This is a genomic window from Streptomyces sp. NPDC005925 (assembly GCF_040638805.1).
Lineage (GTDB): Bacteria > Actinomycetota > Actinomycetes > Streptomycetales > Streptomycetaceae > Streptomyces.
Map to the genome: position 1 here is coordinate 200,624 of NZ_JBEXVL010000005.1, position 15,104 is coordinate 215,727.

Genomic DNA, 15,104 nt, shown 5'->3' on the forward strand with positions numbered 1-15,104 from the left:
TTCCGCGCGGCGAAGCGCCTGCCCACCCCGTGGACCGGCCGGGCCACCGAGCCGACCGCGCCGTAAAATCCGCACGTCAGGGCATCCGCACCGCCGCAACAGGAGCCGCACCCCCATGGCCGAACACCCCGCCTACCCCGTAGGCCTCCGCCTCACCGGCCGCCGCGTGGTCGTCCTCGGCGGCGGTCAGGTCGCCCAGCGCCGCCTGCCGGCGCTCATCGCCTCGGGCGCGGACCTCCTCCTCGTCTCCCCGGAAGCGACCCCTTCCGTCGAAGCCATGGCGGACGCGGGAGAGATCGCCTGGCAGCAACGCCCGTACGCCGAGGGCGACCTGGCCGAGGCCTGGTACGCGCTGATCGCGACCAGTGACCCCGAGGCGAACGCGCTCGCCTCCGCCGAGGCCGAGCGGCACCGTGTCTGGTGCGTACGCTCCGACGACGCCGACGCCGCGACGGCCTGGACCCCGGCGACCGGCCACAGCGAGGGCGTCACGGTCGCCGTCCTCACCACGGATGCCAAGGGCCGCGACCCGCGCCACACCGCCGCCGTCCGCGACGCGGTGGTCGAGGGCCTGCGCGACGGCACCCTGGTCGCCCCCCACCACCGCACCCGCACACCCGGAGTCACCCTGGTCGGCGGCGGCCCCGGCGACCCGGACCTGATCACGGTCCGCGGACGCCGGCTGCTCGCCGAGGCCGACGTCGTCATCGCGGACCGCCTCGGCCCCCGCGCCCTCCTCGCCGAACTCCCGCCGCACGTCGAGGTGATCGACGCGGCGAAGATCCCGTACGGCCGTTTCATGGCCCAGGAAGCCATCAACAACGCGCTGATCGAGCACGCCGGACAGGGCAGGGCGGTGGTCCGGCTCAAAGGCGGCGACCCCTTCGTGTTCGGCCGCGGCATGGAGGAGGCGCAGGCACTGGCCGAGGCGGGCATCCCGTACACCGTGGTGCCCGGGATCTCCAGCTCCATCTCGGTGCCGGGCGCGGCGGGTATCCCGGTCACGCACCGGGGAGTCGCCCACGAGTTCACGGTGGTCAGCGGCCACGTGGCCCCCGACGACGAGCGTTCCCTGGTCGACTGGCCGGCGCTGGCGCGGCTCACGGGCACCCTCGTGATCCTCATGGGCGTCGAGAAGATCGGCCGGATCGCCGAGACCCTCGTCGCGCACGGAAAGTCCCCGGACACCCCGGTCGCTCTCGTCCAGGAAGGCACCACGGCGGCGCAGCGCCGTATCGACGCGACCCTCGCGACGGTCGAGGAGACGGTCCGCGCCGAGGACGTACGGCCCCCCGCGGTCATCGTCGTCGGCGAGGTCGTGAAGGTGGGCCCGCGACAGCCCGCGTAACCGCACCGACCCGCACCCCACCAGCCCAGACGAGCAGACGAGGCAGCAGCACCCCGTGGCCGATCCGATCACCGTCGACACCCCCGACGACCCCCGTCTGCACGACTACACGGGCCTGACCGACGTCGACCTGCGCCGTCGCCGCGAACCGGCCGAGGGTCTGTTCATCGCCGAGGGCGAGAAGGTCATCCGGCGGGCCCTGGACGCGGGCTACGCGATGCGCTCCATGCTGTTGTCGGCCAAGTGGACCGACGTCATGCGGGATGTCATCGACGCCGTCCCGGCGCCCGTCTACACGGTCGACCCCAAGCTCGCCGAGCGCGTCACCGGCTACCACGTACACCGCGGCGCCCTCGCCTCGATGCAGCGCAAACCGCTCCCCACGGCGTCGGACCTGCTGGCCACCGCCCGCCGCGTGGTGATCATGGAGGCGGTCAACGACCACACCAACATCGGCGCCGTCTTCCGCTCGGCCGCGGCCCTCGGCATGGACGCGGTACTACTCTCCCCGGACTGCGCCGACCCGCTGTACCGGCGCAGCGTGAAGGTGTCGATGGGCGCGGTCTTCTCCGTGCCGTACGCCCGCCTGGACGTCTGGCCGAGGGACCTGGCGACGGTCCGCGAGGCCGGCTTCACGCTCCTCGCGCTCACCCCGGACGAGCGGGCGAAGACCCTCGACGAGACGGCCCCGCACCGGATGGACCGCGTGGCCCTGATGCTCGGAGCCGAGGGCGACGGCCTGTCCGACCGGGCCCTGCGCGCCGCCGGCGAGTGGGTCCGCATCCCCATGTCCCACGGCGTCGACTCCCTCAACGTCGGCGCCGCGGCTGCGGTCGCCTTCTACGCGGTGACGGCGGGCCGCCCGCCGGCGTAACCTCCGCACAGCCCCGCCCGGGACCGGGCCCGGCCGGGGAAGTGGCCGTCCGCGGAGCCGGTCTCGCACCGCTCCGCCACCTGACGGGCCCCCGGCTCGACCCGTTCCTGCCGCGCCGGGGCGGGGGTGTCACTGCCGAGTCCGCGCGACGGCCCCTGGCAGCCCTGGGCCGCCGCGATCCCGAGCGCCACGAGCAGTGTGACCACGACGAACACGAACAGCCGTTGCCGCAGCAGCCGCGGATTGGCGGGCCGCCGCCCGGTTCCCGTCGTGCGCGGCCCGGACCGGCCCGCCCCGCTGCGCGGAGCCTGGCGGCTGCTGCTGTTCGGGCGCGTGGTGCGGCCCGTGGGCGTGGGCCGGGTCCCGGACCGGGACGCCGTACCGCCACCGCGCGAGGCGGACCCGCCGCGTGCGCCGCCCCGCGAGGGAGCCGCCCCGCGGGCCGGCCCGGACCCGCGGGAGGCGGAACCACCGCGCGGCGCGGGAGTACCCTGCGCGCGACCACCCTGCTGGGCCTGCGGCCCTGGCTGTCCCTGCGGACGGCGCTGAACGCGCTCCGTGAAGCTCTCGGGCAACCGGCTGGTCGGCCGGTCGGGGTCGCCGGCCCGGGGCGCGGGCGGCCGTACGTCGGCCAGGCCCTGGGCCTCCCGGGCGGCGATCTCCTTCAGCCGCAGCGACAGCTGCAGCGTGCTGGGCCGTTCCTCGGGGTCCTTGGCGAGGCATGCCCGGACCAGCGGGGCCAGCGCGTCCGGGACACCGTCCAGGTGCGGTTCCTCGTGCACCACGCGGTACAGCATCACCTCGGAACTGCCGTGCCCGAAGGGCGAGTCGCCCGTCGACGCGTACGCGAGCGTGGCACCCAGCGAGAAGACGTCCGTGGCGGGCGTGACGGCCGCGCCGCGCACCTGCTCGGGCGCGAGGAAGCCGGGGGAGCCGACCGCCGTCCCGACGTGGGTGAGGGTCGAGGCGCCCGTCGCCCAGGCGATGCCGAAGTCGATGATCCGCGGCCCCTTCGGGGACAGCAGGATGTTGGACGGCTTCAGGTCCCGGTGCACGACACCCGCCTCGTGCACGGCGACCAGGCCCTCCGAGAGGGCGGCCCCGACGGAGGCGACGTCGGCCGCGGGCAGCGCCCCCACGTCGGCGACCTTGTCGTGCAGGGACGGTCCGGGCACGTACTGCGTGGCGAACCACGGGCGGTCGGCGTCCAGGTCGGCGGCCACCAGCCGTGCCGTGCACCCGCCGCGGATCCGCCGTGCTGCCGAGACCTCACGTGCGAAGCGCGAACGGAACTCCTGGTCCTCGGCCAGGTCGGGCCGGATGACCTTCAGCGCGACCCGCTGCCCCTTCTTGTCGGAGCCCAGGTAGACGACTCCCATCCCGCCCGCGCCCAGCCGTCGGTGAAGCCTGAACGAGCCGACGACGCGCGGGTCCTCGCGCCTCAGGCGCATCATCGCCATGTTCATCCCCGCTGCCCGGTCCTGTGACGTGCCACAGCTTACGTTTCCCCGGGCTCCCGCGCGCAGAGGCCGCGCCCTCTCACGGCGACGGAATCGTCGGTGTCCGGCGGGCGACTTGAGGCCGCGTCAGGGCCGGCGCCCACCGCGGGGCCGCCCCCCGCACACGATCCCAACCGCGTTCGGCGGCAGGGGGGTTGGACCCGCCGCGGGCCGCCCGGCGGCCACGGCGACAGACGCGGGCGGCCCGACGCGCAGGTCGACGACGGTGGCCGCCGGGCACGGCCGACGACTGGACCCGGGGACACGCCGGGCCGACGCAGAAGTGAGCGAAGTCACGCGCCCGGGATCCCGCTCCCCGGGGGCGAACTGCGGAGAAACCTGACGGTTCGGCCGCCCCCCTCGGGGAAGACCCCGAGACCGGTCACCGGGTCTCCACCCTGGGGAGTACGCGTCCCGGCGCGGCTCATCCTCCGGGAGGCCCGGCATTCGGTACGAGGGCATGACGTCTCGGCCGGCCCCGGCGCCTAGATTTGAGATCAAGCGGTGGATGCAGGACTCGCCCCCGAGGTCGACATCCGCCGCTTTCCGATCCAACTGCACGAACCAACAGCACATGGCCCACCGAGAGGTCAGGAGAGCACCATGGCCGACCCGGCACCGCGGAGCGTGCTCCGTACGCGGGAGCGGGTGGCGTACGCCACTCAGTTCCGCCCGCGCGGCCAGGGCCGGCGCCACCCACTCGTGGCGACACTCATGGCGCTTCCCCTGGCGGTTCTGCTCCTGCTCGTCTTCGACGGCTGGGAGACGGTGGCCACACAGGCGTCGTCCGTGGGTGTGATGCTGGGGCGCTGAGCGGCGACCCCAGGCCCGGAAGAGCGGTCCGGGCGGGGACATCCATCCATGAAACCCCGTGGGGACGGGGGTACGGCGGACGGCACAGATGCCGGCGCAGCTGGGGAGCTGCGCCGGCATTGCTGTACCCCGGATTGCACGCCCGCCCACCGCACCACCCCCCATCCCGGTACCCCGCGCCCCGGCGCGACTACCCTCGCCCCGTGACAGCCCGCACCCTCGTGTCCCAGCTGACCGGCAGAGCCAGAACCGCCGCCCACACGCGCACCACGACCTGTCCCTGCGGCACGGACGTGACCCTCGCCCACCGCCCCGACGGCACCGTCGTACGTCATGAGCAAACCGTCGCCAAGGCCCACGCCCCGGGGACGGACCCGCGCGAACTCGCCCAGCGCCTGTCCCTGGCCGCTGCTCTGCCCGACATCCTGCTCGCCCCCGTGGAGCCGGCGCCCGTGCCGCTGCACGGCAGACTCGTGACGTTCTGGCCCTACGGCATCCCCCTCGACCCGGACGAGCCGGACTCGGCGCCCTGGGAGGCGGCCGGCGACCTGCTGGCGCGGCTGCACCGCACCCCCGTGGACACGGCCACCCTGCCTGCCATGCGCGGCCCCCTCAAAGCGGCCCGGGCCGTCGAGCGCCTCCGCACCGCCGGCCCGCACCCCGCCGCCGATTCCGTGCTGCGTGCCTGGGACGCGCTGCCCGCCTGGGCCCGCGCCGAGGCACCCGCACCGCACACCACGACCCTGTGCCACGGCGACCTGCACCTCGGCCAGCTCGTCCGGCAGCCCGCCCCCGAGGGCCGCTGGCTCCTCATAGACATCGACGACATGGGCACCGGCGTTCCTGCCTGGGACCTGGCGCGCCCGGCGGCCTGGTACGCCTGCGGGCTGCTCACCCCCGACGAGTGGGACCGGTTCCTGACCGCGTACCGCGCCGCCGGTGGCCCCGCCGTGCCCCCGGCCGGTGACCCGTGGCCCGCGCTGGACGTCCCGGCCCGGGCGCTGACCGTGCAGACCGCCGCCCAAGCAATCGTGAAGTCCGCCGAGGCCGGCCGGCCCCTGGACGAGGTGGAGGAACTGGTCCTGGCCGCATGCGGGCGGATGGCTTCCGTACCGCCCGATGCACCGCATCGACCCGTTTCGTCCGAACAGGCGCAGGGTTTCGCGAAGTAGGGTGCAACCGACCGGCGCCGGACGCAGTCTTGTCCTGGCGATACGCGAAGCAGGAACGACCGGCGAGGAGTTGAAGCCGACCATGCAGTGTCCGAAGTGCCGTGCCCCGATGCACACGTACAACCGCAACGGTGTCCAGATCGAGCAGTGCAGTGGGTGCCGAGGGATCTTTCTCGACTACGGCGAGCTGGAGTCGCTGACCCGGCTGGAGTCCCAGTGGACCCAGCCCGCGCCGCCGCCCCCCGCAGCCCCGCAGGGCTACCCGGCGCAGCCCGCTCCCGCGTGGGGCGCGCCGCAGCACGGCCACCACCACGGGCACCGCCACAAGAGCTTCGGGCACATGCTGTTCTCCAGCTGAACCGCAGCACGAAGAAGCCCCCCGGTGAGAACCGGGGGGCTTCGGTGTGTGGACGATACTGGGATTGAACCAGTGACCTCTTCCGTGTCAGGGAAGCGCTCTCCCGCTGAGCTAATCGTCCTCGGGACCACGACCGAGCGGGCCGCGGGCAGCAGTGCGCGATACTGGGATTGAACCAGTGACCTCTTCCGTGTCAGGGAAGCGCTCTCCCGCTGAGCTAATCGCGCGGGGTTCGGATCATGCCGTACGAGTCGCAAGATCCAGTGGACGATACTGGGATTGAACCAGTGACCTCTTCCGTGTCAGGGAAGCGCTCTCCCGCTGAGCTAATCGTCCTTGGAGGTGGAGACGGGATTTGAACCCGTGTAGACGGCTTTGCAGGCCGTTGCCTCGCCTCTCGGCCACTCCACCAGGAGTGTGGGGATCGAGATCCCCTTCTTCCTTCGAGCGGACGACGAGGTTCGAACTCGCGACCTCAACCTTGGCAAGGTTGCGCTCTACCAACTGAGCTACGTCCGCCTGTCGGTTCGGTCCGCTCGCGCGGCCCGGCGACGTGTTGAACTCTAGCGGATTCCCCGGCCAGCACAAAAACGCGTTTGTGCAGCGTGCCGCGCCGCTCCTGCTCAGGGGCCTGTTCGGGGACTCGCGGTCCCCGGCGGAAAAACGGCGACGTCACCCCTCGGACACCCACCATAGACTCGATCGTGTGCCCGACCTCGCCCCTCTCGCCCGCTTCGCTGACCGCGTCGCCACCGGTCTGATCGACGTCACCAGCGATCCCGCGGCCCTGGACTCCGCGGGCTTCTGGGCCGTCTGCGCCGATTACGAGGGCCGCCTGACCTGCGCCCGCTTCCGTGACGTACGGGAACAGCCCGTGCCCGCCCCCGTGCCGGGCGCCTGGCGCGGGCCGACCGCCGGTGACTGGACGTCCTCCCTCGACCGCCGCGCGTACACGGCGGGCGTGCGGCGGATCCGGGAACACATCGCGGCCGGCGAGGTCTACCAGGCGAACCTGTGCCGGGTGCTGTCCGCGCCCGTGGCGCCGGACGCCGACGTGGACGCCCTCACCGCGCTGCTGGCGCGCGGCAACCCGGCCCCGTACGCCGGAACGATTCGCCTGCCCCGGCGCGGCGTGGAGATCGCCACCGCCTCGCCCGAGCTGTTCCTGCGCCGGGACGGCCGGACCGTCGAGTCGGGGCCGATCAAGGGCACTGGGCGCACCGAGGCCGACCTCCTGGACAAGGACCACGCCGAGAACGTGATGATCGTGGACCTGGTCCGCAACGACCTCGGGCGGGTCTGCGCCACCGGCTCCGTGTCGGTGCCCGACCTGTGCGCCGTCGAGAAGCACCCCGGCCTGGTCCATCTCGTGTCGACGGTACGGGGCGAGCTGCGCGCCGGGGCCGGCTGGCCGGAACTGCTCGCCGCCGCGTTCCCGCCCGGCTCCGTCACCGGGGCCCCCAAACCGAGCGCCCTCACCATCATCGACGCGCTGGAGACGGCGCCCCGCGGCCCGTACTGCGGTGGCGTCGGCTGGGTCGACGCCGACCGGGGGACCGGCGAGCTGGCCGTGGGCATCCGCACCTTCTGGATCGACCGCTCCGCCGGTGGTGCCGCGCTGCGGTTCGGCACCGGCGCCGGGATCACCTGGGGCTCGGACCCCGACCGGGAGTGGCGGGAGACCGAACTGAAGGCGGCGCGGCTGCTCGCGGTAGCGTCGGGAGCGTACGAGGCGAGTGAAGGGACATGATGACGTGAAGATCTGGCTCGACGGCGGGCTGCAGGACCTCGAGTCCGCCCGCGTCTCCGTCCTCGATCACGGGCTGACCGTGGGCGACGGCATTTTCGAGACGGTCAAGGCGGTCGACGGCAGGCCGTTCGCGCTCACCCGGCACCTGGACCGCCTGACCCGGTCCGCGCGCGGCCTCGGCCTGCCCGAGCCGGACCACGACGAGATCCGTCGCGCCTGCGCCGCCGTCCTCGACGCCAACCCGATGCCGCTCGGCCGGCTGCGCATCACCTACACCGGCGGCCACGGCCCGCTCGGCTCCGACCGCGGCGAGCACGGCCCGACCCTGGTCGTCGCCGCGGGCGAGGCCGCCGGGCGGCCGGTCTCCACGGCCGTGATCACCGTGCCCTGGACGCGCAACGAACGTGGCGCGCTCACCGGCCTGAAGACCACCTCGTACGCCGAGAACGTCGTCGCCCTCGCCCGCGCGCGCGAACAGGGCGCGTCCGAGGCGCTGTTCGGCAACACCGTCGGGCAGCTGTGCGAGGGCACCGGGTCGAACGTCTTCGTCGTCCTCGACGGCGAGATCCACACCCCGCCGGTCGCCTCCGGCTGCCTCGCGGGCATCACCCGCGCGCTGACCGTCGAGTGGACCGGCGCGAAGGAGACCGACCTGCCGCTCGACGTCCTGGAGCGCGCCGACGAAATCTTCCTCACGTCCACGTTGCGCGACGTGCAGGCCGTGCACCGCGTCGACGGTCGTGAACTGCCCGGGGCGCCCGGCCCCGTGACCGCCAAGGCCATGCGGATCTTCGACGAGCGGGCCGGGGACGACCTCGACCCCTGACAGCCGGGGCCGCCGCGGATTTTCGGCTGACCCGGCGGGCGACAGCGGGTAGAACTCACCTGATGACGACGACCCTGCGGCCGACCGAGCCGCTCCAGCGCAACGCAGACGGCACCCGTTCACGCCGCTACCAGGTGTGCGTGAACAGCCGTCCCGTCGGCGCGATACATCTCGGCACCCATCCCGTCTTCGGTGACGCGGTGGCCCGCATCATGAAGCTGCGGATCGAGGAACCGGACCGGCGTCGCGGCCGGGGCACCGTGGCCGCGCTCGCCGCCGAGGAGGTCGCGCGCGGCTGGGGCTGCCGGCGCATCGAGGCCGACGTCCCCGCCGAGCCGGACGCCGCCCTCCGCCTCGCGACGGCACTCGGCTACGTCACCCGCAACCGCAACATGCGCAAGGCCCTCGACGGCCCACCGCCCGTACTGCCCGCCGGCACCCGGGCGCGGCCCATGACGGAAGACGAGTACGGTCCCTGGCTCGCCAAGGGCCGGGAGGACTACGCCCGGAGCTGGATGGAACGAGGGGTCCCCGAGGCCGAGGCCCGGGCCAAGTCCGAGCGCGACCACGCCGACCTGCTCCCCGACGGCCACCGCACGGAGAACATGCTCCTCAGCGTCCTCGCACACGAGGGAACGGCAGTGGGCACCCTCTGGCTGGCGCTGCGCGCGGACGACGCGTTCGTCTTCGACGTCGAGACCGTCCCCGAGCACCGCGGCAGGGGTCACGGCCGCTCACTCCTGCTGCTGGCGGAGGCCCAGGCGGCCGAGAGCGGCAGACGGGCCGTCGGCCTCAACGTCTTCGCCGGCAACACCCCGGCGGAGCGGCTCTACGACTCCCTGGGCTACGGGACGACGCGGTACGCGATGTACAAGCCACTGCTGTAGCCGTCACCGCCCGGCTCCGGGGGGACGGAGACCGGTCCGCGGCCGACGGCTGCCGGTGGCCGGGCGGCGGGGGCCGGGGCGCGGGGTCAGGCGTCGTCCCGCTCGGCCAGCAGCCGGTCCGCGATCTCCTCGACGCGCTCGCGCAGCCCGTCCTGGCTCTTGCCGCCGTCGAGGCGCTCGCCGCCGATGACGTACGTCGGTGTGCCGGTCACGCCGATCGCCTTGCCCTCGGCCTGGTCGGCGTCGACGATCAGGATGTGCCGGCCGTCGATCAGCGCGGTGTCGAACTCCTCCGCGTCCAGGCCGAGTTCGCGCGCGGTGCCGACCAGGACGGACTCGCCCCGCTCGGTCAGGTCCTCGACCCGCTCCAGCACCGCCTCGACGTACTCCCAGCCCTTGCCCTGCTCGGTGGCCTCCTCGGCGGCCTGCGCGGCGGCGAACGCGTGCTTGTGCTTCTCCAGCGGGAAGTGCCGCAGCCGCAGCTCGAGACGCTCGCCGTAGCGGGCCCGCAGGGCACGCAGGTCGGCCAGGGCCGTACGGCAGTCCGGGCACTGCAACTCGCACCAGACGTCGAGGACGGGCGGGGCGGGACGGACGGGGGAGGAGTCGCTCATGGCGCCAAGTCTTCCAGCACCGGCGCCGGCGGCCCAATCGGCCCGCGCAGGTCAGGACGCAAGGCGGCCGGTGAAGCTGTGCCCCGCGGCGTACGCCCGCCCGGCACCTGGGGAGGAGCCGACCCCGAGATGTCCCTGATCTACGGCCGGACCATGGCCCGCCGGGGTCCGGGCGGTGCACGATGGAGGGGACGAAGTGCTGGCCGAGCCCGCCTGGAGGACCGGATGATTGCCGAGACCGTCTGTGCCGCTGCCGCCGCGGCGGGCCTGGGCATCGCCGCGATCACCGCGTACCGCAAGCGGTACCTCGCGGCCGCCCATGTCGCGGCCTACGCGCTCGTGCCGCTGGGCCTGGCGATGACGGGGATCGTCGACTGGCTGACCGACACCGCCCTCAGCCCCACGGCGTGGGCGGGCTTCGGCGTGCTCGGAGTCGCCTGGCTGCTGTTCGCGTCCACGCGCGCGGTGGAGCGCCGCCGGGGCGGCGGTACCCGCGAGGAGCGCAGGGCGGCGAGGACGGCGGCGCGTCGCGATGCCGTGGCGCCGACCGCCTCCGCGCCCTCTCTGGGACAGGGCTCACGGCCGACGGCCGGGCCCGCCCGGGCGTCGGCGCCCCGCCCCGAGGACGACTTCACCGACATCGAGGCCATTCTGAAGAAGCACGGCATATGAACGGCCTGTGACAGGAGCGCCGACATCCGTGTCCTACGGCTCATGGGCGGCTCGTCGGCGTGGCTGAAACGACACACTGAATCGCCCCGGTGTGCGAAAACGATCATAAGCCGCACCGGACATCACGGAATCTCGCGAAGTACGGGGCTTTCCGGGCGCGTTGTTCGCGCCGGACCCCTCACCTGCGTCATCATCGCGGCGAGATGCTGGAAACGACACAGAGCGAGGCCGCTCCGTCGCATGACGAGCCGTCCAAGGACGAGCCACGCGGTTGCCTCTTCGCCCTTTCCCAGCCACCGCTGATGATCTTCCTTGCGGTGATCGGGTGTCTGCTGCTCATGGCTTCGCTGCACGATCTGCTGCTGCTCTGAGCCGTACCCGCGGTCTCCGGCGTCACCCGCCGGGGGCCGCGTCGACAACTCGCGCCGGGACCGTGCCGACCACCTCGCCGCGGACGGTGCCGACCAGCCCGACGTGGGCCGTGTCGGGCGCCTCGTGTGGCGGACGTCAGCCCGCCGCCTCTTTGCGGCGCGCCCGGTACGCGGCCACGTGCAGCCGGTTTCCGCAGGTGCGGCTGTCGCAGTAGCGCCGCGAGCGGTTCCGCGAGAGATCGACGAAGGCGCGCCGGCAGTCGGGTGCCTCGCAGCGCCGCAACCGCTCCTGCTCCCCGGCGACGACGAAGAACGCCAGCGCCATGCCGCAGTCGGCGGCCAGATGATCGGCGACGGAGGCCCCGGGCGCGAAGTAGTGCACGTGCCAGTCGTGGCCGTCGTGGTCCGTGAGCCGTGGGGTGGTGCCGGCCGCGGCCACCAGGTCGTTGATCAGCCCGGCGGCAGACCGGGCGTCGGGGGCCGCGAACACCGCCGCGAAGCGGGCGCGCACCGTGCGTACCGCCGAGAGGTCGAAGTCCGAGAGCAGACCGGCATCGCTGATCTGGTGGTTTCCCACGAAGTCGGCGAGGGCGGCGACGTCCGCCAGCCCGTCCGGCGTCGTGTCGTCCTCCGGTGCGGTGTTCACCAGATCCACCACGGTGTCGAGAGCGCACCGGATGTCGTGGGTGATCAGCACGTTTCGCTCCCTGGCCTGGTTGGTCGGGCGGGGCGCCCACCGATGCTGGCCGATGGTAGTGGCTTCCCCGCGCCATGGACCGGCCCCGCCGCCGCCCCTCCGGCCGCCACGCCGCCGACGAGACGGTAAGGCCGTCCGACCGGGCCACGCCGTCGCTGCGGCGGTCGAGGGCGGTCCCGGCACCGGTGCCCGGACAACGCGCGCCGCGCCTGCGGCGTTCCCGCCCACCACGTGCGCCACGCCCGGGGCGCTGCCGCAGCCGCGTTCCGAAGCCGCGTTCCGTGGCCTCCCCGTGGCCGTGCCGTGGCGCACCGCGGTCTTGATCCGTACGGCCGGTTCGTACGCCGCGCGCGTGACGGTGCGGCCCCGCGGGGGTCCGCGCGTGCCGGTGCCGCCCCGCGGAGGTCCGCGCGGCGGCGCCGGTGTGTGTGCCCTATGCGGTTGTGCCCGAGCCGTCACCCCGAGTCGACGGCGCCGGGCGGTCCGGTGAGCTCTTTGCCTAGCTCTCGGCCAGGATGTGTGAGAGCTCCTGGTCGAGATCGAAGTGCCGGTGTTCCGTGCCGGGCGGCACGGCGGCGTCGGTCCGCTTCAGGAAGGACTCCAGAGCCCGTGCCGGGGCCTCGAGCAGCGCCTCGCCCTCCGGGGAACTGAGGGCGATGCAGACGACGCCCTGACCGTGACTGCGCGACGGCCAGACCCGGACGTCGCCCGTACCGGTGGGACGGTGAAGCCCTTCGGCGAGGAGGTCGCGGGCGAACACCCACTCGACGGTCTCCTCGGCTCCGGTGTGGAAGGTGGCGTGCACGGCGTAGGGGTCGGCCGTGTCGTACCGCAGGCCTGCGGGAACAGGCAGGGATGACTCGCTCGACACAACGAGGCGCAGGTGCAGCTCGCAGCTGACCGTGGTGTTCATAAGCGCCAGGGCCTTTCGCTCAGTGTGCGCTCGGGGATTCGCACGTCGGCGAAATCGACATGCCACCTACGGTGCCGTTGTAAACCCCTCTGCGTGTTTTGCGTGCGTTTACGTAACTCTTCCGGCGGAGAGATCGGTCGAGTCCGGCGTCCATTACGGTGACCGGATTCCCTCGGGTAGGGTTTACCCGTATGAATACGGGGAGTAACGAGCCCGGCGAGGCGGCCATGGCAGCGGACGAGACCGGAAGCGGCAAGGCCGGATCGGGCGCCACAGCCGCGGACACGGGGACCGAGGACCCGGGCCTCGGGTCGCGCGCGCCGGACTACGTGAAGGCGCGCCGCATGCTGCACCTCAGCTGGCAGGTGGGTGTTTTCGTGATCGGCCTGGCGGTCGTCGGTGCCGGCATCGTCATGCTGCCGCTGCCCGGACCGGGCTGGGTCGTGATCTTCGGCGGCATGGCGATCTGGGCGACGGAGTTCGTCTGGGCCCAGCTCGTGCTGCGCTGGACCAAGCGCAAGGTCACCGAGGCGGCGCAGCGCGCCCTCGACCCCGAGGTGCGGCGCCGCAACATCATCCTGACGGCGGTCGGCCTGGTCATCATCGCCGCACTGCTCGGCGTGTACGTCTGGAAGTTCGGCTTCGAGATGCCCTGGAAGATCAAGGCCCAGTGAGGGTGCGGGGTGTCCGTGACCGCTGGGCGCCGGTCACCGGCACCCCTGACATGGGGTAATGTTCTGCCTGCGCCCGGGCGATTAGCTCAGTGGAAGAGCGCTTCGTTCACACCGAAGAGGTCACTGGTTCGAACCCAGTATCGCCCACCGGATCGCATGACGACCCGGCTCACGGAACATCGTGAGCCGGGTCGTCTGCTGTTGGGCCATCGGCGGCGTGAGGCTTCGGACCCGACGCTTCCACCCGACATCACCCGGCTGATCTTCAGGGTCACCCTGTTTGTGGGGTTGTGTCGTGTTCCGTCCGATCGATCGTACGTCCGCGACAGCTGGAGGCCCGGATCGATCCGCGGACCGGAAGGTGACGATCCGTTACGTCTGGCGGGGTGCGGGGGGCCGCGCCACACGGCAACAAGACGATCGCACTCTTTGGGAAGAAGTAGCGGAAGATCAAGGAGAAGGCCGACTTTCACCGTACTTCGACTTCTGGGAGAAGTGCAACACCCGAGTCTCCGGGGGAAATCGGCCGGGCGTCTTCCAGAACACGACCGGATTCCTCCGCGAATACGATGCGAAGAATGTGCTGTCCGATCTCGCCGGTTTCCCCGCGGGTCTAGAAAAGTTCGGTGAGGCCGAGGCGAACTCCTGGGAATTGCGGCGGGTTCGGGGCACCGGCGCTGCCCGCCGACAAGCCGGTCCGCGCCCGCGCAGGAGGGAACGCGAACAGGGCCGGACGCGGGCCCACTTGGACGCGGCGACGAAGACGGCCCGGGCGCGACGGGTCTGGCCCGGTCGGGAGGAGCACGTACGGCGGCACGTACCTCCACGCCCTGTGCCTCCGTCAGGGCGGCACGGTTTCTCCGCTCCGGTCCACGACCCGCGCCACATCGGCGAGGTCGCGTCTCCCGCCCGGGCACACTGCGAACCTCGCCCCTGCCCGGCGACCCCGGACGCCCTGACGCAGGACCGCAGCCGGTGGGCACACTGCCTGCATGCACCGGAACCGCATGGACTGGAACAGCATGGACTGGAACCACTACCGCTTCCGCAGCCTCTGGGCACTGCCCGCGCCCGTCCCGGCCGTGTACGAGGCCCTCGAACGGATCGAGGACTACCCCCGCTGGTGGCGTCAGGTCCGTGAGGTCCGCCGTGTCGACGACAGCAGCGGCATCGCCCGCATCCGCTCCCTCCTTCCGTACGACCTCACCGTCGGCATGCGGGAGAAGCGGCGGGACCCCGACGCCGGCGTCCTCGAGGTCGCCCTCACCGGCGACCTCGAGGGCTGGGCCCGCTGGACCATCCGCGCGGACGGTTCCGGCGCCCTCGCCCGCTACGCCCAGGAGGTCGACGTCCGCAAACCGCTGATGCGCCGCCTCGCCGTACCGGCCCGGCCCTTCTTCCGCGCCAACCACACGCTGATGATGCGAGCGGGCCGGCACGGACTCGCGGCGTACCTGACGGGGTCCGTGGAAGCGGTTTGAAGGAAGCGCGCCCGGACCTGTATTGTTCGGTGCGTTCCCGGGCGATTAGCTCAGCGGAAGAGCGCTTCGTTCACACCGAAGAGGTCACTGGTTCGAACCCAGTATCGCCCACGGGTAAAGGCCGGTCCGGCATCACGGACCGGCCTTCGTGTTGT

16 protein-coding genes, 7 tRNA genes and 1 pseudogene are annotated in these 15,104 nt (G+C 72.6%); 15 read left to right on the forward strand and 9 right to left on the reverse strand.

The genetic code is table 11. The features are described from left to right. Nucleotides 1-115 precede the first annotated feature (115 nt). Together cobA and ABZ354_RS09480 are read left to right on the forward strand one after the other, a co-directional pair. Nucleotides 116-1,348, forward strand: coding sequence for a uroporphyrinogen-III C-methyltransferase (cobA, locus tag ABZ354_RS09475; RefSeq protein ID WP_358654694.1), 1,233 nt, complete (start codon nt 116-118; stop codon nt 1,346-1,348). Between the two features lie 55 nt (nt 1,349-1,403). Further along, nucleotides 1,404-2,222: an RNA methyltransferase gene (locus ABZ354_RS09480; RefSeq protein WP_358654696.1), complete on the forward strand. Its 819-nt coding sequence runs from the start codon at nt 1,404-1,406 to the stop codon at nt 2,220-2,222. Here the strand turns inward: ABZ354_RS09480 and ABZ354_RS09485 are convergent. Further along, nucleotides 2,189-3,688 carry a serine/threonine-protein kinase gene (locus tag ABZ354_RS09485; RefSeq protein ID WP_358654698.1) on the reverse strand — a complete coding sequence of 500 codons (1,500 nt, stop codon included), beginning with the start codon at nt 3,686-3,688 and terminating at the stop codon, nt 2,189-2,191. The two genes, ABZ354_RS09480 and ABZ354_RS09485, sit on opposite strands and share 34 nt — an antisense overlap. A 636-nt stretch (nt 3,689-4,324) precedes the next feature. On the opposite strand from ABZ354_RS09485, the gene ABZ354_RS09490 reads away from it, so the two are divergent. The 3 genes from ABZ354_RS09490 to ABZ354_RS09500 all read left to right on the forward strand — a co-directional run bounded on the left by ABZ354_RS09490 (nt 4,325) and on the right by ABZ354_RS09500 (nt 6,064). After that, nucleotides 4,325-4,534 carry a hypothetical protein gene (locus ABZ354_RS09490; RefSeq protein WP_358654700.1) on the forward strand — a complete coding sequence of 70 codons (210 nt, stop codon included), beginning with the start codon at nt 4,325-4,327 and terminating at the stop codon, nt 4,532-4,534. A gap of 203 nt (nt 4,535-4,737) precedes the next feature. Beyond that, entirely contained in the window at nt 4,738-5,706 is a 969-nt protein-coding gene (locus ABZ354_RS09495) for an aminoglycoside phosphotransferase family protein (protein ID WP_358654702.1), read from the forward strand. 82 nt (nt 5,707-5,788) lie between these two features. Then, on the forward strand, nt 5,789-6,064 hold the full coding sequence (locus ABZ354_RS09500; protein WP_358654704.1) for a zf-TFIIB domain-containing protein: 276 nt from the start codon (nt 5,789-5,791) through the stop codon (nt 6,062-6,064). 49 nt (nt 6,065-6,113) lie between these two features. Here the strand turns inward: ABZ354_RS09500 and ABZ354_RS09505 are convergent. The 5 genes from ABZ354_RS09505 to ABZ354_RS09525 form a co-directional block, all read right to left on the reverse strand. Continuing rightward, nucleotides 6,114-6,185: transfer RNA gene (locus tag ABZ354_RS09505), tRNA-Val, on the reverse strand. 34 nt (nt 6,186-6,219) lie between these two features. Beyond that, nucleotides 6,220-6,291 (reverse strand) — tRNA-Val (locus ABZ354_RS09510). A 37-nt stretch (nt 6,292-6,328) separates the two neighbouring features. Continuing rightward, nucleotides 6,329-6,400 (reverse strand) — tRNA-Val (locus tag ABZ354_RS09515). Between the two features lies 1 nt (nt 6,401). Next, nucleotides 6,402-6,475: transfer RNA gene (locus tag ABZ354_RS09520), tRNA-Cys, on the reverse strand. A 35-nt stretch (nt 6,476-6,510) separates the two neighbouring features. Further along, a tRNA-Gly gene (locus tag ABZ354_RS09525) sits at nt 6,511-6,583 on the reverse strand. Between the two features lie 187 nt (nt 6,584-6,770). Between ABZ354_RS09525 and ABZ354_RS09530 the strand changes: the two genes are divergently transcribed. From ABZ354_RS09530 to ABZ354_RS09540, 3 genes are all read left to right on the forward strand, one after another. Continuing rightward, complete coding sequence (locus ABZ354_RS09530; RefSeq protein WP_358654705.1) at nt 6,771-7,814, forward strand: chorismate-binding protein; 1,044 nt, start codon at nt 6,771-6,773, stop codon at nt 7,812-7,814. Between the two features lie 4 nt (nt 7,815-7,818). After that, nucleotides 7,819-8,640 (forward strand): aminodeoxychorismate lyase, encoded by an 822-nt coding sequence (locus tag ABZ354_RS09535; RefSeq protein WP_358654707.1) that lies wholly within the window; start codon nt 7,819-7,821, stop codon nt 8,638-8,640. Nucleotides 8,641-8,702: 62 nt separating this feature from the next. After that, nucleotides 8,703-9,527, forward strand: coding sequence for a GNAT family N-acetyltransferase (locus ABZ354_RS09540; protein ID WP_358654709.1), 825 nt, complete (start codon nt 8,703-8,705; stop codon nt 9,525-9,527). A gap of 86 nt (nt 9,528-9,613) precedes the next feature. Here ABZ354_RS09540 and ABZ354_RS09545 read toward each other — a convergent pair whose 3' ends face one another. Further along, on the reverse strand, nt 9,614-10,141 hold the full coding sequence (locus tag ABZ354_RS09545; protein ID WP_358654711.1) for a DsbA family protein: 528 nt from the start codon (nt 10,139-10,141) through the stop codon (nt 9,614-9,616). A gap of 225 nt (nt 10,142-10,366) precedes the next feature. Between ABZ354_RS09545 and ABZ354_RS09550 the strand changes: the two genes are divergently transcribed. Further along, nucleotides 10,367-10,813 (forward strand): hypothetical protein, encoded by a 447-nt coding sequence (locus ABZ354_RS09550; RefSeq protein ID WP_358654713.1) that lies wholly within the window; start codon nt 10,367-10,369, stop codon nt 10,811-10,813. A gap of 203 nt (nt 10,814-11,016) precedes the next feature. Then, nucleotides 11,017-11,184, forward strand: a complete 168-nt coding sequence (locus ABZ354_RS09555; RefSeq protein WP_358654715.1) for a hypothetical protein — start codon at nt 11,017-11,019, stop codon at nt 11,182-11,184. Between the two features lie 136 nt (nt 11,185-11,320). On the opposite strand, the gene ABZ354_RS09560 is transcribed toward ABZ354_RS09555, so the two are convergent. Then, the gene (locus tag ABZ354_RS09560; RefSeq protein WP_358654717.1) at nt 11,321-11,881 is read right to left on the reverse strand and encodes a CGNR zinc finger domain-containing protein; all 561 of its coding nucleotides are present in this window, start codon (nt 11,879-11,881) and stop codon (nt 11,321-11,323) included. 499 nt (nt 11,882-12,380) lie between these two features. Further along, a complete protein-coding gene (locus ABZ354_RS09565; RefSeq protein WP_004002642.1) occupies nt 12,381-12,794 on the reverse strand; it encodes an SsgA family sporulation/cell division regulator in 414 nt (137 codons plus the stop codon). 191 nt (nt 12,795-12,985) lie between these two features. Here ABZ354_RS09565 and ABZ354_RS09570 point away from each other — a divergent pair, with 191 nt between their 5' ends. The 5 genes and pseudogenes from ABZ354_RS09570 (at nt 12,986) to ABZ354_RS09590 (ending at nt 15,060) form a co-directional block, all read left to right on the forward strand. After that, nucleotides 12,986-13,468 (forward strand): TIGR02611 family protein, encoded by a 483-nt coding sequence (locus tag ABZ354_RS09570; RefSeq protein ID WP_358654719.1) that lies wholly within the window; start codon nt 12,986-12,988, stop codon nt 13,466-13,468. A gap of 75 nt (nt 13,469-13,543) precedes the next feature. Then, a tRNA-Val gene (locus tag ABZ354_RS09575) sits at nt 13,544-13,615 on the forward strand. A gap of 214 nt (nt 13,616-13,829) precedes the next feature. Then, nucleotides 13,830-14,181, forward strand: a pseudogene (locus ABZ354_RS09580) (sugar ABC transporter substrate-binding protein); the annotation flags it as partial. A gap of 309 nt (nt 14,182-14,490) precedes the next feature. Beyond that, nucleotides 14,491-14,949: an SRPBCC family protein gene (locus tag ABZ354_RS09585; RefSeq protein ID WP_358654985.1), complete on the forward strand. Its 459-nt coding sequence runs from the start codon at nt 14,491-14,493 to the stop codon at nt 14,947-14,949. 39 nt (nt 14,950-14,988) lie between these two features. Further along, nucleotides 14,989-15,060, forward strand: a tRNA-Val gene (locus ABZ354_RS09590). Nucleotides 15,061-15,104: the final 44 nt, after the last annotated feature.